15 protein-coding genes are annotated in these 18,148 nt (G+C 58.7%); 7 read left to right on the top strand and 8 right to left on the bottom strand.

Translation table 11 applies throughout. The annotated features are described in order from the left end of the window. Window positions 1-111: 111 nt before the first annotated feature. Both epsC and betT read left to right on the top strand, forming a co-directional pair. Window positions 112-1,074: a serine O-acetyltransferase EpsC gene (gene epsC / locus ACWKWE_RS24425; RefSeq protein WP_483851958.1), complete on the top strand. Its 963-nt coding sequence runs from the start codon at window positions 112-114 to the stop codon at window positions 1,072-1,074. 293 nt (window positions 1,075-1,367) lie between these two features. After that, window positions 1,368-3,362: a choline transporter BetT gene (gene betT / locus ACWKWE_RS24430; RefSeq protein WP_483851959.1), complete on the top strand. Its 1,995-nt coding sequence runs from the start codon at window positions 1,368-1,370 to the stop codon at window positions 3,360-3,362. A gap of 127 nt (window positions 3,363-3,489) precedes the next feature. Here betT and ACWKWE_RS24435 read toward each other — a convergent pair whose 3' ends face one another. Next, window positions 3,490-4,338, bottom strand: a complete 849-nt coding sequence (locus ACWKWE_RS24435) for a LysR family transcriptional regulator (RefSeq protein WP_483851960.1) — start codon at window positions 4,336-4,338, stop codon at window positions 3,490-3,492. Window positions 4,339-4,481: 143 nt separating this feature from the next. On the opposite strand from ACWKWE_RS24435, the gene mgrA reads away from it, so the two are divergent. Continuing rightward, entirely contained in the window at window positions 4,482-5,519 is a 1,038-nt protein-coding gene (gene mgrA / locus ACWKWE_RS24440; RefSeq protein WP_483851961.1) for an L-glyceraldehyde 3-phosphate reductase, read from the top strand. A 148-nt stretch (window positions 5,520-5,667) separates the two neighbouring features. Here mgrA and ntrC read toward each other — a convergent pair whose 3' ends face one another. From ntrC to ACWKWE_RS24465, 5 genes are all read right to left on the bottom strand, one after another. After that, window positions 5,668-7,104, bottom strand: coding sequence for a nitrogen regulation protein NR(I) (gene ntrC / locus ACWKWE_RS24445; RefSeq protein WP_166595803.1), 1,437 nt, complete (start codon window positions 7,102-7,104; stop codon window positions 5,668-5,670). Beyond that, complete coding sequence (gene glnL, locus ACWKWE_RS24450) at window positions 7,101-8,186, bottom strand: nitrogen regulation protein NR(II) (RefSeq protein ID WP_062385603.1); 1,086 nt, start codon at window positions 8,184-8,186, stop codon at window positions 7,101-7,103. The genes ntrC and glnL overlap by 4 nt, the downstream gene beginning before the upstream one ends. Window positions 8,187-8,491: 305 nt before the next feature. Further along, complete coding sequence (locus tag ACWKWE_RS24455; RefSeq protein WP_166595897.1) at window positions 8,492-9,106, bottom strand: DUF4124 domain-containing protein; 615 nt, start codon at window positions 9,104-9,106, stop codon at window positions 8,492-8,494. Between the two features lie 10 nt (window positions 9,107-9,116). Beyond that, on the bottom strand, window positions 9,117-9,635 hold the full coding sequence (locus ACWKWE_RS24460) for a DUF4124 domain-containing protein (protein WP_166595802.1): 519 nt from the start codon (window positions 9,633-9,635) through the stop codon (window positions 9,117-9,119). A 132-nt stretch (window positions 9,636-9,767) separates the two neighbouring features. Next, window positions 9,768-10,331 carry a chorismate mutase gene (locus ACWKWE_RS24465; protein ID WP_483851962.1) on the bottom strand — a complete coding sequence of 188 codons (564 nt, stop codon included), beginning with the start codon at window positions 10,329-10,331 and terminating at the stop codon, window positions 9,768-9,770. A 362-nt stretch (window positions 10,332-10,693) separates the two neighbouring features. Here ACWKWE_RS24465 and ACWKWE_RS24470 point away from each other — a divergent pair, with 362 nt between their 5' ends. Beyond that, window positions 10,694-11,395 (top strand): hypothetical protein, encoded by a 702-nt coding sequence (locus ACWKWE_RS24470; protein WP_483851963.1) that lies wholly within the window; start codon window positions 10,694-10,696, stop codon window positions 11,393-11,395. Between the two features lie 108 nt (window positions 11,396-11,503). Here the strand turns inward: ACWKWE_RS24470 and glnA are convergent, their stop codons facing one another. Next, a complete protein-coding gene (gene glnA, locus ACWKWE_RS24475) occupies window positions 11,504-12,910 on the bottom strand; it encodes a glutamate--ammonia ligase (RefSeq protein ID WP_166595800.1) in 1,407 nt (468 codons plus the stop codon). A 331-nt stretch (window positions 12,911-13,241) separates the two neighbouring features. Here glnA and thiI point away from each other — a divergent pair, with 331 nt between their 5' ends. Next, the gene (gene thiI / locus ACWKWE_RS24480; protein WP_166595799.1) at window positions 13,242-14,696 is read left to right on the top strand and encodes a tRNA uracil 4-sulfurtransferase ThiI; all 1,455 of its coding nucleotides are present in this window, start codon (window positions 13,242-13,244) and stop codon (window positions 14,694-14,696) included. 140 nt (window positions 14,697-14,836) lie between these two features. After that, on the top strand, window positions 14,837-16,657 hold the full coding sequence (typA, locus tag ACWKWE_RS24485) for a translational GTPase TypA (protein ID WP_166595798.1): 1,821 nt from the start codon (window positions 14,837-14,839) through the stop codon (window positions 16,655-16,657). A 196-nt stretch (window positions 16,658-16,853) separates the two neighbouring features. Here typA and ACWKWE_RS24490 read toward each other — a convergent pair whose 3' ends face one another. Beyond that, the gene (locus tag ACWKWE_RS24490) at window positions 16,854-17,309 is read right to left on the bottom strand and encodes a YkgJ family cysteine cluster protein (RefSeq protein ID WP_166595797.1); all 456 of its coding nucleotides are present in this window, start codon (window positions 17,307-17,309) and stop codon (window positions 16,854-16,856) included. A 172-nt stretch (window positions 17,310-17,481) separates the two neighbouring features. Here ACWKWE_RS24490 and ACWKWE_RS24495 point away from each other — a divergent pair, with 172 nt between their 5' ends. Further along, complete coding sequence (locus ACWKWE_RS24495; protein WP_166595796.1) at window positions 17,482-18,048, top strand: phosphonate degradation HD-domain oxygenase; 567 nt, start codon at window positions 17,482-17,484, stop codon at window positions 18,046-18,048. Window positions 18,049-18,148: the final 100 nt, after the last annotated feature.

An 18,148-nucleotide genomic window follows, 5' to 3' on the forward strand; every position in this document is an offset into this window, starting at 1 on the left:
GATGAAAACCTCACGAAAATTGTTATTTTTTTGCGGCAACGCTCGCCGTAGAGTGGTTTCACTTTCGGCCATGTCCAGCCTGACGAGCCGTTGAACTGAGGAGAAATCTGCGTGAGCACTATTCCCGAACTGTCTCCGAAAGACTGCGCGGAGGGGTTGACCGGCCACTGGCAGTTGCAGCGGATCGTGGGTGAGCTGCGCGCCGCGCGTGACGACTGGCGCACCCGCAATGGCCGTGTCAGCGGAGAGAAGGGCGGCCGCGAACTGCCTTCCCGCGAGGCCATGCGCGACATTCTTGAAGCGTTGAGCGGCGCACTGTTTCCGATGCGCCTGGGGCCGGTGGACCTGCGCGAAGAGAGCGAAGACTTTTACGTCGGCCACACCCTGGACGTGGCACTCAACTCGCTGCTGGATCAAGCTCGTCTTGAATTGCGCTACGTCGCCCGCCAGCGAGGCGAAGATGCCAGTTGCGCTGACGTGCATGCCGAGCGCCTGATTCAGGATTTCGCCAGTGCCTTGCCCAACATTCGGCGCGTGCTCGATACCGATGTGCTCGCGGCCTATCAGGGCGACCCGGCGGCGCGCAGCGTCGATGAAGTGCTGCTGTGCTATCCGGGCATTCTGGCGGTGATCCATCATCGTCTGGCGCACCACCTCTATAACAATGGTTTGCCGTTACTGGCGCGGATCAGTTCCGAGTTGGCGCATTCGGCTACGGGCATCGATATCCACCCTGGCGCACAGATCGGCCTGAGTTTTTTCATCGATCACGGCACGGGCGTGGTCATTGGTGAGACGGCCATCATCGGCGAGCGCGTGCGCATCTATCAGGCCGTCACATTGGGGGCCAAGCGCTTCCCGGCGGACGAAGATGGCCATCTGCAGAAAGGTCATGCGCGGCATCCGATTGTCGAAGACGACGTGGTGATTTACGCGGGTGCGACCATTCTGGGCCGTATCACCATCGGCAAAGGTTCGACCATCGGCGGCAACGTCTGGCTCACCCGCAGCGTGGCGCCTGACAGCAACGTGAATCAGGCGAGCCTGCAACACGACGACGGGACGCAGAAGTAATCATCCCCGGCCCCTGTAGGAGTGAGCTTGCTCGCGATGGCGTCAGAATGGTCACCTTAATGGGGCCTGACCCACCGCGATCGCGAGCAAGCTCACTCCTGCAGGTCAGCATTTAAGCGGGGTTGATGTGTGCCTGTCGGTCCCTGCAATTGGTCCTTTCACCCCTATCCATGTTTTAATTGAACGTTCAATCAAGTTAAACCGGTGGTTCGCTGCCCGCTTGCAACAGGAGGCCTACCCTTGCCGTATCCGCTTCAGATGAACGTTTTCACCCCGCTCACGGCGGTATTCGCATGAGTGTCCCGAGCGCGCAAAGCAACGCGCCGGCGCGCATGAACGCCCCCGTTTTCTACTTCGCCGCCAGTTTCATTCTGATCTTTGGACTGGTTGTCATCAGCTTCCCCGAGGCGTCCGGCCAGTGGCTCCTGGCCGCGCAGAACTGGGCCGCCAATACCGTTGGCTGGTATTACATGCTGGCCATGACCCTGTATTTGCTGTTCGTGGTGATCACGGCGCTGTCCGGCTACGGCAAGATCAAACTCGGCGCCGATCACGACGAACCCGAGTTCAGCTACCTGTCCTGGGCAGGCATGTTGTTCGCAGCGGGGATCAGCATCACGCTCTTCTTTTTCTGCGTCTCCGAACCCTTGACCCACATGCTCCAACCGCCACAAGGCGAGGGCGGGACTACAGAATCGGCCCGTCAGGCCATGCAGCTGCTGTTTCTGCATTGGGGCCTGCATGGCTGGGGCGTTTTCGCCTTTGTCGGCATGGCGCTCGCCTATTTCGCCTATCGCCACAACCTGCCGCTGGCCCTGCGCTCGGCGCTGTACCCGTTGATCGGCAAACGCATTAACGGCCCTATCGGCTACGCGGTGGACGGTTTCGGCATCATCGCCACGGTCTTCGGCCTCGGCGCCGACATGGGCTTCGGCGTGCTGCACCTGAATTCGGGGCTGGACTATCTGTTCGGCGTGGCCCATACCCACTGGATTCAGGTCGGGTTGATCACGCTGATGATGGGCGCGGCGATTCTCGTGGCGGTGGCGGGTGTCGACAAAGGCGTGCGGGTCATGTCCGACATCAACATGTTGCTCGCCTGCGCGTTGTTGCTGTTAGTGCTGTTTGCGGGGCCGACTCAGCATTTGCTCAATACGCTGGTGCAGAACATCGGCGACTACCTCGGCGCGCTGCCCACCAAAAGCTTCGACGTGTACGCCTACGACGCGCCCAACAACTGGCTCGGCGGCTGGACCGTGTTCTATTGGGCCTGGTGGATCGCGTGGTCGCCGTTCGTCGGTCTGTTCATCGCCCGCATTTCAAGGGGGCGCACGATCCGCGAATTCGTCTTTGGCGTGTTGTTGATTCCGCTAGGGTTCACCCTCGCGTGGATGTCGATCTTCGGCAACAGCGCCATCGACCAAGTGCTCAACCACGGCATGACCGCGCTGGGACAGTCGGCCATCGACGACCCGTCCATGACCCTCTACCTGATGCTGCACAACTACCCGTGGAGCAAAACCGTCATCGCCGTCACGGTGTTCATCAGCTTCGTGTTCTTCGTCACTTCGGCGGATTCGGGCACGGTCGTGTTGTCGACGCTGTCTGCAAAAGGCGGCAGTCCCGACGAAGACGGCCCGAAATGGCTGCGGGTGTTCTGGGGCGTGATGACAGCGCTGATCACCAGCGGGCTCTTGTTCTCGGGCAGCATCGATGCGTTGAAATCGGCGGTGGTGCTGACCTCGCTGCCGTTCTCGTTGATTTTGCTGACCATGATGTGGGGGCTGCACAAGGCATTTCATCTGGAGTCGCAACGGCAGATCGCTCAGCTGTATTCGCTGGCGCCTGTGTCGGGTGCAAGGCGTGGAGGCTGGCGCCAGCGTTTGAGTCAGGCCGTGCACTTTCCGTCTCGTGACGAGGTGTACCGGTTCCTCGACCAGACCGTGCGCCCGGCGATTCAGGACGTGACGGAGGTATTCGCCGAGAAGGGGCTGAGCGTGATCACTCAGCCCGATCCAGCGAATCACACTGTCGGCCTGGAAATCGGCCATGGTGAGGAACGGCCTTTTATTTATCAGGTGACGATGCGTGGCTATTTCACGCCATCGTTCGCCCGGGCGGGGATGGGATCGAAACAGCTCAACAACCGCCGCTACTACCGCGCCGAAGTGCATTTGAGCGAGGGCAGTCAGGATTACGACCTGGTGGGCTACACCAAGGAGCAGGTGATCAACGACATCCTCGACCAGTACGAACGGCACATGCAGTTTTTGCATTTGGTGCGGTAGCCCGAAGTCCGCCTGATGAGTTCTGTGGGAGCGAATTCATTCGCGATGCAATCGTATAGTCGATACACCTGTGTCGCCTGATGCATCTTTCGCGAATGAATTCGCTCCCACAGGTGAGCTCCGTTTCTTACGGAGCGACAGCGGCGTCCAGAGTAGCAGCACCCTGCAAATGCCCGTGCAACAACCGCAGCGCTGGCACATCCAGTGCCTGCGCCGCGTAGCACAAGCCCACCCGACGAATCAGGCTGGGCATGCGCGCTGGACGGGAAATGACTCCCGCGTGGTGACTCACCATCGACTCCGGCAACATCGCCAACCCCGCCCCAGCCGCCACCAAACGCAATGCCAGCGTCATCGAACCTGCGGTCGCCACCACTGAACCCGAACTGCGGTTGTACAACTCCATTAATCGCTGGTGGGAAGGGTGAGAAGGGCAGGTGATCCATTGCACGTTGGCGAGGTCGGCTTCATCCAGATGAGGCCGATCTGCCAATGGGTGGCTCGCTGAAAGGGCTAGCACGAAAGGCTCTTCCCACAGCGGCAAGAACAGTTCGTCCTCGCAACAATCCTCTTCCACCGACAACCGCGCATCGCCGCTGCACCCATCGTGCAAGGTAAGGAGCAGGTTGGGCACGACGCGATAGGCTATCGCCAAAAACGCCTCAAGATGGCTGGCAGCGATCTCGCTTTCGACGCCCATTTCCAGCGTCAGCCGATCATTGCGCTGGCGAAACTGATTGCTCAGCGCCTGGGCTTCCGCCAGCAACCGACGGGCCTGCGGGTAAAGCGTGCGCGCATCGTCGGTGACCTCGACGCCCCGTGGCAGACGTTGAAACAGCGTCGTCCCCAGCGCGTCTTCGAGCTGGCGAATGGTGACCGACAGCGTAGGCTGGCTGGTGAACAGACGCTGCGCCGCCGAGGTAATGTTGCGCTCTTCGAACACGGCGATGAACGCATTGAGTTGACGCATATCCATATCAGAAACCGATGTCAGCGAGAGGAATAAAGCATTTTTCGAGCGTCACGAGGGCTGAATATACTCGCTTTATCGCTTCTGCTATGACGTATCCATCGACACTTCTTATCGCTCCCTGCCATTCAAAAAGAAGAGAGGACTGCATGACTTACATTGCTGCCGAAAATCGCTACGAGCGCGTTCCGTATCGCCGCGTGGGCCGCAGCGGCCTGGTGCTCCCAGCGCTGTCCATGGGCCTCTGGCACAACTTTGGCGACAGCACGCCGATGGAAACCCAGCGCGCCATGCTGCGCACTGCGTTCGATCTGGGCATCAACCACTTTGACCTGGCGAACAACTACGGCCCGCCCTACGGCAGCGCCGAGGTCAACTTCGGTCGTTTGCTGCGCGAAGACTTCAAGCCATACCGCGACGAGCTGATTATCTCCACCAAAGCCGGTTGGGACATGTGGCCAGGCCCTTATGGCCAGGGCGGCGGTTCGCGAAAATACGTGCTGGCCAGCCTCGACCAGAGCCTGCAGCGCATGGGCCTCGATTATGTGGATATCTTTTATTCGCACCGCTTCGACCCTGACACCCCACTGGAAGAGACTGCCGGTGCGCTGGCCACGGCGGTTCAGCAAGGCAAGGCGCTGTACATCGGGATTTCGTCTTACTCGGGCGCCAAGACCCGAGAAATTGCGGGTTTGCTGAAAGAGTGGAAAGTGCCGCTGCTGATTCACCAACCGGCCTACAACCTGCTCAACCGTTGGGTGGAAAAGGACCTGCTGGACACGACAGACGAGCTGGGTTCGGGCGTCATCGCCTTTACAGCACTGGCCCAGGGGCTGCTGTCGGACAAATACCTGAACGGTATTCCGAAGGATGCGCGGGTCAATCGCCCAGGCGGTGGTTCGTTGCAGGCGTCGCACCTGTCCGAGAAGAACATCGAACACGTCCGTGCGTTGAATGAGATCGCCAAACGTCGCGGCCAAAGCCTGGCGCAAATGGCGCTGGCGTGGACCTTGCGCGACCCTCGCGTGACCTCCGCGCTGATTGGCGCGAGCCGTCCGGAGCAGATCATCGAGAACGTCGGCGCGCTGGACAACCTGGTGTTCAGCCAGGAAGAACTCGCCGAAATCGACCGGTTCGCGGTGGAAGGCGGGATCAACCTGTGGGAAAAGCCGTCGTCGGCTGAATAACGCACAGATCCGCTTGATTTGAAATGCGGACCCTGTAGGAGTGAGCTTGCTCGCGATGCGTTGGCTCAGTCACCTCGAAGGCGACTGACAGATCGCGAGCAAGCTCACTCCTACAATGGCAAGGTGTTCCCGATGATGAGGGCAGGGCTTAACCCTCATCCCCCTCATCATCATCCCCACCATCGATCTTCATTCCCAATTCCTTGATCTTGCGGGTCAAGGTATTGCGGCCCCAGCCCAGCAATACAGCAGCGTCGCGACGACGGCCTGCGGTGTGCTTGAGGGCGGTTTCGATCATGATGCGTTCGAACGTCGGCACGGCGCTGTCCAGCAGGCTGGACTGTCCGCGTGCCAGCGCTTGATCGGCCCATTGACGCAGCGCTTGTTCCCAGTTGGTCACAGGGGCGGCGTCTTGCGGCAGGCTCAGCAGCTCCGGCGGCAGATCGCTGATGTGCACTTCACGGCCCGAGGCCATGACTGTGATCCAGCGGCAGGTGTTTTCCAGCTGACGCACATTGCCCGGCCATGGCAGGTGCTTGAGGTATTCCTCGGTCTCGGCCTTCAACAGCTTCGGCTCGACCGCCAGCTCCTGCGCGGCGCGGCTCAGGAAGTGCCTGGCCAGGGTCGGAATGTCCTCGCGACGGTCGGACATGCGCGGAATGTGGATGCGAATCACGTTCAGACGGTGGAACAGGTCCTCACGGAATTTCCCGGCCTGAACCAGCGTTTCCAGATTCTGGTGAGTCGCCGCGATGATGCGCACGTCCACCTTGACCGGCACGTGGCCGCCCACGCGGTAGAACTCGCCATCGGCCAGTACGCGCAACAGGCGGGTCTGGGTGTCGGCGGGCATGTCGCCGATTTCGTCGAGGAACAGCGTGCCGCCGTCAGCCTGTTCGAAACGTCCGCGACGCAGGTTCGCAGCGCCGGTGAAAGCGCCTTTCTCGTGACCGAACAGCTCGGATTCCATCAGGTCTTTCGGGATCGCCGCCATGTTCAGCGCGATGAACGGCGAGGCCGAACGCGGGCTGTGGCGATGCAAGGCGTGAGCTACCAGTTCTTTACCGGTCCCCGATTCGCCGTTGATTAACACCGTGATGTTGGAATGGCTCAAACGCCCGATGGCGCGAAACACTTCCTGCATCGCCGGGGCTTCGCCGATGATTTCCGGGGTGCGGGTCAGGGTTGGCGCAACGTCCATGCCCTGTTGTTCCTGAGCGTGCTGATTGGCGCGCTTGACCAGCGAAACCGCTTCATCGACGTCGAAAGGCTTGGGCAGGTATTCGAAGGCGCCGCCTTGATACGAGGCCACGGCACTGTCCAGGTCCGAATGCGCGGTCATGATGATGACCGGCAGGCGCGGGTGCTGTTCGCGAATCCGCGCCAACAGGTCCAGCCCGCTGGCGCCGGGCATGCGGATGTCGGAAATGATCACGTCCGGCTGTTGGCGCGCAAGACGACTCATCACGCCATCGGCGCTGTCGAAGCTCTGCGTGGTCATGCCTTCTTGCTGCAAGGCCTTTTCCAGTACCCAGCGGATGGAACGGTCGTCGTCGACGATCCAGACAGTTTCACTACGGCTCATGTCGAAGCTGCTCCTTGTTCCAGCGGCAGGAAGATCGAGAAAGTGGTGTGGCCAGGATGGCTGTCACACTCGATCAGCCCCTGGTGCTGACTGATGATGTTCTGGGTGATGGCAAGGCCCAGCCCGGTACCGTCCGGACGGCCACTGACCATGGGGTAGAAAATCGTTTCCTGAAGTTCCGGGGGAATGCCGGGACCGTTATCGATGATTTCAATCTTGCTCACCAGCCGATGGCGCACATGGCCGATGGTGAATTGACGCATCGCACGGGTGCGCAGGCTGATCCGACCCAAGCGCAGTTCGTTCTGCCCGCTGATGGCCTGCATCGCGTTGCGCACAATATTAAGCACCGCCTGGACCATTTGATCCCGGTCGATCAACACGTCAGGGATACTTGGGTCATAGTCGCGCACCAACGTGATGCAACCCTGGCTTTCGGCCTCGACCAGGCTGCACACACGCTCCAGCACTTCGTGGACGTTGGTCATCGCCAGTGACGGCAGCTTGTTCGAGCCCAGCATCCGGTCGACCAGATTACGCAGGCGGTCGGCTTCTTCGATGATGACGTTGGTGTAGTCCTTAAGGCTCTCTTCCGGCAGCTCACGCGCCAACAACTGCGCGGCCCCACGAATTCCACCGAGGGGGTTCTTTATTTCATGCGCCAAGCCACGCACCAGCATTTTGGTGGTTTCCTGCTTGGATAGCTGGGCCTCTTCCTTGGTGATGCGCAACAGGCGATCACGGGGGTGAACCTCAAGCAGCAGCATGGTCTCGCCTTGCGACAAAATCGGCGTCACGGCGTAATCGACGGTCAGCGTTTGGCCGGTCAGCGCAGTCAGCATGGCTTCACGCTTGGTGAACGGGTGCGCCTGTTCCACCGCTTGGCGCAGTGAACTCAGAGCCTCGGCGGACTCGGTGAACAACTCACTGATGAACTGCCCGTGACTACGCTGGCCACTGATCGCCAGCAGCATTTCGGCAGCCGGGTTCATGTACTCCAGACGCAAGTCCGAGTTGAGCAAAATCGTGGCAGTGGTCAGGTTGTCGAGTAACAGTCGGTGCAACGTGTCGCTGATTGTCATGAATCTCGTTGACCTCTTTTGGCTCATTGCACAAGGGAATAGGCCCAGACGTGCAGGCGCTGATTGGTCTTCGCCAGCGGTGGAAGACGGCGGATGGCGCTAAAATTCCTGCTGATTGTGTGGAAAATGCAAAAACCAAACCAAGCTCCGAAAAGAAGCGTCGAATGGAGTGTTTCGGTCGTTTTTTGGACGGCAGGCGCGCAGATTGAGCAGCGGCTTGCGAATCGTGAACCAAAATGGGGTTTTAATCGGAGCGCCTGTTCAGGTTGTGCACCATTATGGAGCTTAGCCGCTTTAGGGAGGCGTTAGAAAAAAGGCAGGATGCTGCTCTCTTCAGGTGGCTTGTCCTTGATCGGACATTCTGGGCGCACGCCGTACTCCTCGTTCTTGCAAGGATTGGCGAGGCGCTTCTGTGCGAGTGAAATCCGCATCATGTGAAACGGCTGGTTGGGCGTGCGTTCGGCCACGCGACCATACTGATCCACGATCTCGATCGACAGCTGGTGCGTTCCGCGATCAATGTTGGTCAACGGAAACACCGGGCTGCGCCCCGCATCGCCATAAACCTTTCCGTCGAGCAGCAGCCGGTAGACGTGGCCGGGTTGCAGTTCAGGATCGTTGGTGACCGTCACGATCAGGTTGCCCTGGATGTCGCGAATCGTGCTGTCCGGCTCCGGCGCGAGAATGCGCAGCAACTGGTAGTGAAATAACGGTCCCGGTTTGGGCTTGGCGCTGGAGGCTTGGCTGGGCTTTTTAGGGGCTGACCTGATCTGGTTGCTCGGGGCAATATCGACCTTTTTCGCATTCTTGTGCGGCTGATCGGTGAAGACCCGATTCCCCTCTGCATCAATGTAGGTATAAACCTCGGCGACGGCAGAGTGGCCGATGAGCATCAGCACACAGATCAGCGCCCAATGCAGCCAGACGTGTTTAGGGTTTGCCGACATGAACTCGCTGCACGGTCAAGTTAATGGTCTGGCTCTGCTGAATGACCTGGGCGCCTTGCAGCACCTGAACGGACAGGCTGTGTTCGCCCCGGTCCAGGTCGGTGACCTGAATCCGCGGCACGTTGGTCGGTGCGCCGTAAGGTCTGCCGTCCACCAGCAATTGCAACTGATGCCCGGCTTGCAGACGTGGCTGAATCATCACACCGACCAGAAACGAGCCGTTATTGGCCCGCAAGGCTTCGTCGTTTGGCAGATCGGTCAGTTGCAGCGTCTGGTAAGACGCGCTGACCGGCTGCGCCTGATTCTGGACGGGTGATGAGCTCGCGGGTGGTGCGGTGGTCCCGACTCTGTTCAACGGAGGCAGGTCCACCGTCTGGACCTTCGCCCCGTCGGGCGGCTGGTTGGTGAAAGCCGTATTGCCGTTGGCGTCGGTGTATTTGTAGATCTGGGCAGCTGCGGGCAGTGCCAACAACAGCAGCACAAGGGCAAGGCTTTGACGCATGAAAACTCCGTTACCACGATCAGGAGAACGACAACTGGCGCAGCGCAGACGAGGCTGCCGGGCACAGGCGCCAGCATAGAGCAAAACCCGAAGGGCAGTGTCACCCGCTGAGTGTGTCGAAACGTTAATCCGTCAGGTTTTCGGCTGTGCCTTGCACAACCCGTCAGTCGCCTGTTCCAGTGCCTTGAGCATGACGGGATCGGTGGTCTGGCGCTGAATCTCGGCGAGCAGCCAGCTTGAGCAGGCGCTGTCGTTTCGACGCGGCACGAATGCAGCCAGGTTTTTCATCATCTGCGGTTGCAGCGCATCCAGTTGCGTCCGGATTCCCGCCATCTGACTGGCCGCCGGTTGCGCCGGTGCCCGCCCGGTTTCCTGCCACTGCGCAATCCGCCCGTACTGCACGACCTTGTTCGCTTCGATTTGCGCTTTCATGAATGCGCGGACATCGCCTGTGTCGAGGCGATAGGTGGCAGCCTGGGACTCGGCATTGGCGATCACCTGGCGCTCACGCTCAGAGTCCTGCACTGGCTTGCCGCTGTAGAACTTGCTCAGGGCTACGTCGTTGGCGATGTTGAGGCGTTGGGTGACGACTTCGATCAAGGACTGCAACTCTCGAGGTGCAGCTGTATCGGATGTCGAACTGGCGCAGCCTGCCATGAGGCCTGCCATTAGGGTGATTGCCAGCGTCTTGATCATTTTTGATTCCTTCCATAGTGGAGCGTCGTCGACGCTTATCGGGTCGAGGATTGTCCGGAATAAATGGAGGGAAACGCGATACCGGGATACCACCGACTGCTGCAATTATTGTGTTACGTGCGGAGCTGTATGGGGCGTGATGCGAGGAAGGCCAATCTGTCTCCCGCGGTTTCAATTGGCGAAACATGAGCTTGCAATCGCAGCGGGAAAAACGCTGCCGCCAAAAATAAGATGGCCCCGCTGAGCGGGGCCATGGATACGTACCTAGCGTCATCACCAGCATGACCAAGTGGTCTTCTGGGAGAGGAACATGCCTAGGGCTGCGTCGACAAATATATGAGCTTCAGCGGGGTTAATCAAATTTGAGTCAGCAACCTTTAGTGGCTGTCCTTGAGGATGCTTTTTCGAAACCGCGCTTTGCGCGGTACTCGCTCAATCCTCTTGGCGCGGAAGCTTCCTCTGCGTACATGCACAATCTGCTGCTTGCTGAGTCGATCATGCCGTGTCTGCATGTCTTGGAGATGGCATTGCGCAACGCCATCCATCGCCAGCTGACATCCAAATACGGACGGCCAGACTGGTGGGAAAGCGTCGGCACATTCAACGTGGATGATCAGAAAGTCATCGGCGCCGCAAAGCGCAAGATCGCATCCAAGTCGCACGTCATCACGCCTGATCGGCTGGTTTCGGAACTGAGTTTCGGGTTTTGGACGTCGCTCTTCAACGCCAGGCATGAGACGGAGCTGTGGAAAGCGCTTCGCCTGGCATTTCCTCGGTGTCCCAAGCATCTCAGGCGGAGAAATGAGGTTTCCAGAGCGTTGACCGTTGCCCGAAATCTTCGCAACCGGGCGGCGCACCATGATGCGCTTCTTTGGCTGCAACCCTCGATGTTGAGCGCTTACCACGTGTGCATCGAGATGGTGGGCTGGTTGGCGCCTCATCTCAAGCTGTGGCTCGCGGCATTCGACCGGTTTCCTCAAGCCTGGCGAGCGTGGATGGCGTGCTCCAATGACAACACTGCGGCCGAATGTACGGTTCCTTCGGCACCCGTCACAGCGTCGTGATTGGCTTGAACATCGGAGATGATCGGTAGCGACGCTAAAAACGCAGGCACAAAAAAGACCTCCCGAAGGAGGCCTCTTTTTTCAAGCCGCTGTCGCGACCCTCCGGGATCAGACGCTGTAGTACAGGTCGTATTCCAGTGGGTGTACGAAAGTGCGTACTTTGATTTCTTCTTCCGATTTCAGGTGGATGTACGCGTCGATGAAGTCATCGCTGAATACGCCGCCTTTGGTCAGGAACGCACGACCTTTGTCCAGCTCTTCCAGGGCTTCTTTCAGGCTGCCGCACACTTGTGGGATCTCTGCAGCCTCTTCAGGTGGCAGGTCATACAGGTTTTTGTCAGCTGCGTCGCCAGGGTGAATCTTGTTCTGGATACCGTCCAGACCGGCCATCAGCAAAGCTGCGAAGGCCAGGTACGGGTTGGCTGCCGGGTCCGGGAAACGTGCTTCGATACGACGGCCACGTGGGCTGGAGACGTAAGGAATACGGATCGAAGCGGAGCGGTTACGGGCCGAGTAGGCCAGCATGACTGGCGCTTCGAAGCCTGGGACCAGACGCTTGTACGAGTTGGTCGCCGGGTTGGTGAAGCCGTTCAGGGCCTTACCGTGCTTGATGATACCGCCGATGAAGAACAGCGCTGTTTCGGACAGGCCGGCATAGCCTTCGCCTGCGAAGGTGTTCTTGCCATCTTTGGCGATGGACATGTGGACGTGCATGCCCGAACCGTTGTCGCCGTACAGAGGCTTCGGCATGAAGGTCGCGGTGCGGCCGTAGGCGTCAGCAACGTTGTGGACAACGTATTTCAGGGTCTGGACTTCGTCAGCCTTTTTAACCAGCGTGTTGAATTTCACGCCGATTTCGTTCTGACCCGCAGTGGCCACTTCGTGGTGGTGCACTTCAACGATCTGGCCCATTTCTTCCAGAGCGTTGCACATTGCGGTACGGATTTCGTGGTCGTGGTCGACCGGTGGCACTGGGAAGTAGCCGCCTTTGACGCCTGGACGGTGGCCTTTGTTGCCGCCTTCTACGTCCTGGTCGGTCATCCACGAACCTTGTTCGGAGAAGATTTTGAACATGGAGCCGGAGATGTCGGACTTGAACTTGACCGAATCAAAGATGAAGAATTCTGGCTCTGGACCGACGAATACAGTGTCACCGATACCGGTGGACTTCAGGTATTCCTCAGCGCGGTGAGCGATGGCGCGCGGGTCGCGATCGTAGCCTTGCATGGTCGAAGGTTCGATGATGTCGCAAACCAGGATCAGGGTCGGCTCTTCGGTGAACGGGTCCAGGACGGCGGTTTCGTCGTCTGGCAGCAGGATCATGTCGGAAGCTTCGATGCCTTTCCAGCCTTCGATGGAGGAACCGTCGAACATCTTGCCGACTTCGAAGAAGTCATCATCCAGTGCGTCACGCGCTGGCATGGTGACGTGCTGCTGCTTGCCTTTGGTGTCAGTGAAGCGCAGATCAATCCATTTAACGTCATGATCTTTGATGAGTTGAACCGACTTCGACATGTTGTCCTCCGGGGTGGATTAGGGCCGGGTAGTTGTTAGCCCCTAAATATGGGTGATGCCGGGCGCGATAGTCGGCCAAGGCAACCTGCCTCACAAGGGAGCAATTTGCATGCCAGTGCCCCGTGTTGGGTTTTCATCGGAAAATGCCGGATTTTGGCGCGTTAAACGTCGCATTTGTGAAAAACAGCGCACCCTTATGGTGCTCTAGGATTGTATACAGTCCTATTTTGGTGCGCTGATGATCGGCTATACGATAACTGGTTAAACCTTGAGCAATTTCCGCTATAATCCGCGCCCCCCTTTTTCGACCGGCTCCTTGCGCGCTGTTTTCATGAAACTAATCGTTAAAGTTTTCCCGGAAATCACCATCAAAAGCCGGCCTGTGCGTAAGCGCTTCATCAAGCAGCTGGCCAAGAACATCCGTACCGTGCTCCGTGATCTGGACCCGGCGCTGGTGGTGGATGGCGTGTGGGACAACCTTGAGGTCGAAACCAAGGTCGAAGATGCGAAAGTCTTGCAGGAAATGACCGAGCGCCTAAGCTGCATGCCGGGCATCGCACATTTCCTGCAGGTCGATCAGTACCCGCTGGGCGACATGGATGACATCTACGAGAAGTGCAAACTGCACTTCGGTGACGCCTTGCCCGGCAAGATTTTTTCGGTGCGCTGCAAGCGCGCCGGTCACCATGACTTCAGTTCGATGGACGTCGAGAAGTACGTCGGCAGCAAGCTGCGTCGTGAATGTAATGCCGCCGGTATCTCGCTCAAGGCGCCCGAGGTCGAGGTCCGGATCGAGATTCGTGATCAGCGCCTGTTCGTGATCCACAGCCAGCACGACAGCATCGGCGGTTATCCGCTGGGCTCGCTTGAACAAACGCTGGTGCTGATGTCCGGTGGTTTCGATTCCACCGTGGCGGCCTACCAGATCATGCGTCGCGGCTTGATGAGCCATTTCTGCTTCTTCAATCTCGGCGGCAGGGCGCACGAGCTGGGCGTGATGGAAGTCGCGCACTTCCTCTGGAAGAAGTACGGCAGCTCGCAGCGGGTGCTGTTCGTCAGCGTACCGTTCGAGGAAGTTCTGGGAGAAATTCTCGGAAAAGTCGATAACAGTCATATGGGCGTAGTATTGAAGCGTATGATGTTGCGCGCTGCGACCAACATTGCCGACAGGCTGGAAATCGACGCGCTGGTGACCGGCGAAGCGATTTCCCAGGTGTCCAGCCAGACGCTGCCCAACCTGTCGGTCATCGATTGCGTGACGGAAAAGCTGGTCTTGCGCCCGCTGATCGCCAGTCACAAGCAGGACATCATCGACCAGGCCGATCAGATCGGCACCGGCGATTTTGCCCGGCACATGCCTGAATACTGCGGTGTGATCTCGGTCAATCCAAAGACTGCGGCCAAACGCCACCGCGTCGAGCATGAAGAAAAAGAGTTCGACATGGCCGTGCTTGAGCGTGCGCTCGAAAACGCCCGTCTGGTGCCCATCGATCGTGTGATCGAGGAATTGGGCCAGGACGTCCAGGTCGAAGAAGTCAGTCAGGCGCTGGCCGGGCAAGTGGTCATCGACATTCGGCATCCGGATGAAGCCGAGGATCGCCCGCTGGACCTGTCAGGCGTCGAAGTACAAACGTTGCCGTTCTTTGCATTGAACAGCCGTTTCAAGGAACTGGATGACACGCGCCAGTACCTGCTTTATTGCGACAAAGGCGTCATGAGTCGCCTGCATGCTCATCATCTGCTCAGTGAGGGGCATGCCAATGTGCGCGTTTATCGACCGAGCTAAGTGCCCGGGGCTGTTTGCCTGTGGCTTGCGTCACCGGCCCCCCGACACCAGTCGTCAGCCGTAACGGCTTTCGCCGGCTCCATTGTTCATAGCTGTCTAAGATTATTCAGCTGACCGAATCCTCTGATCGAGATACACAAGTGATCGAAAATCTACGCAACATCGCCATCATTGCTCACGTTGACCACGGTAAAACTACCCTCGTTGACAAGCTTCTGCGCCAGTCCGGCACCCTTGAGCGCAACGAGCTCAACGACGAACGCGTGATGGACTCCAACGACCAGGAGAAAGAGCGCGGTATTACCATTCTCGCGAAGAACACCGCGATCAACTGGAATGGCTACCACATCAACATCGTGGACACCCCGGGCCACGCCGACTTCGGCGGTGAAGTAGAGCGCGTGATGTCGATGGTTGACTCCGTTCTGCTGCTGGTCGACGCTCAAGACGGCCCTATGCCGCAAACCCGTTTCGTGACCAAGAAGGCGTTCGAAGCCGGCCTGCGTCCAATCGTGGTGATCAACAAGATCGACCGTCCGGGCGCGCGTCCGGATTGGGTTCTGGACCAGATTTTCGACCTGTTCGACAACCTGGGTGCGACCGAAGAACAACTGGACTTCCAGGTTGTTTACGCTTCGGCCATCAACGGCATCGCCGGTCTGGACCACACCGACATGGCCGAAGACATGACCCCGCTGTACCAGGCGGTCGTCGATCACGTGCCTGCTCCGAAAGTTGACCGTGATGGCGCTTTCCAGATGCAAATCTCGGCACTGGACTACAACAGCTTCCTGGGCGTCATCGGTGTTGGCCGTATCGCGCGTGGTCGCGTCAAGCCGAACACCCCGGTTGTGGCGATCAGCGCTGATGGCAAGCGTCGCAACGGTCGTATCCTGAAGCTGATGGGTCACCACGGTCTGCACCGCGTCGACGTCGAAGAAGCAGCGGCCGGCGACATCGTCTGCATCAGCGGCTTCGAAGAGCTGTTCATCTCCGACACCCTGTGCGACCCGACTGCCGTTGAAGCGATGAAGCCGTTGACCGTCGACGAGCCAACCGTTTCCATGACCTTCCAGGTCAACGACTCGCCATTCTGCGGTAAAGAAGGCAAGTTCGTGACGTCCCGTAACATCAAGGACCGTCTGGACAAAGAGCTGCTGTACAACGTTGCACTGCGCGTTGAAGAAGGCGACTCGGCTGACAAGTTCAAGGTTTCCGGCCGTGGTGAGCTGCACCTCTCGGTTCTGATCGAAACCATGCGTCGCGAAGGCTTCGAGCTGGCCCTGGGCCGTCCTGAAGTGATCATCCGTGAAATCGACGGCGTGAAGCAGGAACCGTTCGAAAACGTCACCATCGACATCCCTGAAGAATCCCAGGGCAAGGTCATGGAAGAAATGGGTCTGCGTAAAGGCGACCTGAGCAACATGGTGCCGGATGGCAAGGGCCGTGTTCGTCTGGAATACAACATCCCTGCTCGCGGTCTGATCGGTTTCCGTAACCAGTTCCTGACCCTGACCAACGGTGCTGGCATCCTGACCTCGATCTTCGACCGTTACGCTCCAGTGAAGTCGGGCCACATGTCCGGCCGTCAGAACGGCGTTCTGGTTTCGGTTGAAACCGGCAAGGCGCTGACCTACTCCCTGGAAACGCTGCAGGCTCGTGGCAAGCTGTTCGTAGAACACGGTCAAGAGATCTACAACGGTCAGATCGTCGGCCAGAACAGCCGCGACAACGACCTGGGTGTCAACCCTACCAAGGGCAAGAAGCTCGACAACATGCGTGCTTCGGGTAAAGACGAAACCATCGCTCTGGTCCCACCTGTTCGCTTCACCCTGGAACAGGCTCTGGAATACATCCAGGAAGACGAGCTGTGCGAAGTCACGCCGAAGTCCATCCGTCTTCGCAAGAAGATCCTGGACGAAAGCGAGCGTACCCGCGCTGCCAAGAAAGCCAAGGTGTAACTAGCCCCGGCTGAACGAAAACGCCCCCGGTCGAAAGGCCGGGGGCGTTTTTGTTTATGTACACGTTGAAATTGAAAACTCTAACTGTGGGAGCGAATTCATTCGCGAAGGGCCGCAACAGCCGACACATCTTCATTGGCTGTACGATTTTTCGCGAATGAATTCGCTCCCACAGGGGTTACCGGGCGCCTGTGGATTAGAACTTCAACGGCACCCGACCTGAGTTCGAGCTCAGCGTGCCGCTCTTTTCGCGCACGACTTCTTTCGGCTTGTACGCGCAATAACCAGGGCGCGGGCCGATGCGTGGATGATTGCGGCAAGTATCGGGACGCTTGTCGTAGATGGTGCACAGTCGGCTCTTGCGATCCAGATACAAGCAGTCGTTGTTGCTCATGCGCTGCAACGTGAAGATCCCCGACTTCTGGTTGAAGCGCTCGACAATGCCTTCCTTCTGCAAACGCTTGGCGATGTTCTTCGGGTTATCGCCCTGCTCGAACTCGTCCACGATGCCGATGCGGATCAGGTCCTTGATCTTCGCTTCCACAGGCAGGGTGCAGCAGCTGGACACACAGCCTCCGCACATGTGGCTGGAATATTTCTGCCAGGTTTCGAGACGGTCGATTTCGGCGGCGGCGATCAAAGTGGGCTTCATGAGCGTGGGGTTCCGGGTGTATCGGGCGCGCGATCATACCGGGCCGCGGGCATTTCCCCTATCGCAATTTGATCGGCGCGACTGTCGGCAAATCGCGCCGTTGCCACGACTCGGCAACACAGCGCGGGTAGCGTGGGTGGTCAAGCGAACGAGGCTGAATCGAGGAGGGCTCATGCAACAGGCACAGCACGTGGTCAACGAGGTCTTTGATCTGTACCTGCAACGGGGCAGCGACGATTACATCGGCGAACCGGTGTCGCAGATTGAGCACATGTCCCAATCTGCGCAACTGGCGCTGGGTGAGGGGTACGACGACGAAGTGGTGCTGGCGGCGTTCTTTCACGACATTGGCCACATCTGCGATCACGATCTGGACGCGTCGAGCATGGGCGGCTATGGCGTGGCGAGTCATGAGCGTGTTGGCGCCGATTACCTGCGCAAATGCGGGTTCAGCGAGCGCGTTGCCAAGCTGGTGGAATACCATGTTCAAGCCAAGCGCTACCTGACGTTGCGCCAACCCGGCTATTACGCGCAACTCAGCGAAGCGAGCCGCCGCACGCTGGAATACCAAGGTGGCGTGATGAGCGAGGCCGAGGCGACCGCCTTCGAACAAGACCCGTTGTGTGGTGTGAGCCTACGGATGCGGCAGTGGGACGAGAGGGCGAAAGAGATGAATGTGCCGGTGATCGATCTGAAAATTTTGAAGGAAAAGGCGCTGGCGCTGCTGGTTAATGCTTGAGTGAGTGACGCGGCTTTCTCTAGGAGCGAATTCATTCGCGATTGGCCGGTACATCCGCGAGATATGTATCGGATGTAAGATTTTTCGCGAATGAATTCGC

It is taken from the genome of Pseudomonas salicis (assembly GCF_057128705.1).

Bases quoted from the DNA above. Each gene is read 5' to 3' on its own strand.
- betT (WP_483851959.1), top strand. From the start codon at position 1,368: ATGAGTGTCCCGAGCGCGCAAAGCAACGCGCCGGCGCGCATGAACGCC.
- ACWKWE_RS24435 (WP_483851960.1), bottom strand. From the start codon at position 4,338: ATGGATATGCGTCAACTCAATGCGTTCATCGCCGTGTTCGAAGAGCGC.
- mgrA (WP_483851961.1), top strand. From the start codon at position 4,482: ATGACTTACATTGCTGCCGAAAATCGCTACGAGCGCGTTCCGTATCGC.
- ntrC (WP_166595803.1), bottom strand. From the start codon at position 7,104: ATGAGCCGTAGTGAAACTGTCTGGATCGTCGACGACGACCGTTCCATC.
- glnL (WP_062385603.1), bottom strand. From the start codon at position 8,186: ATGACAATCAGCGACACGTTGCACCGACTGTTACTCGACAACCTGACC.
- ACWKWE_RS24460 (WP_166595802.1), bottom strand. From the start codon at position 9,635: ATGCGTCAAAGCCTTGCCCTTGTGCTGCTGTTGTTGGCACTGCCCGCA.
- ACWKWE_RS24465 (WP_483851962.1), bottom strand. From the start codon at position 10,331: ATGATCAAGACGCTGGCAATCACCCTAATGGCAGGCCTCATGGCAGGC.
- glnA (WP_166595800.1), bottom strand. From the start codon at position 12,910: ATGTCGAAGTCGGTTCAACTCATCAAAGATCATGACGTTAAATGGATT.
- thiI (WP_166595799.1), top strand. From the start codon at position 13,242: ATGAAACTAATCGTTAAAGTTTTCCCGGAAATCACCATCAAAAGCCGG.
- ACWKWE_RS24490 (WP_166595797.1), bottom strand. From the start codon at position 17,309: ATGAAGCCCACTTTGATCGCCGCCGCCGAAATCGACCGTCTCGAAACC.
- ACWKWE_RS24495 (WP_166595796.1), top strand. From the start codon at position 17,482: ATGCAACAGGCACAGCACGTGGTCAACGAGGTCTTTGATCTGTACCTG.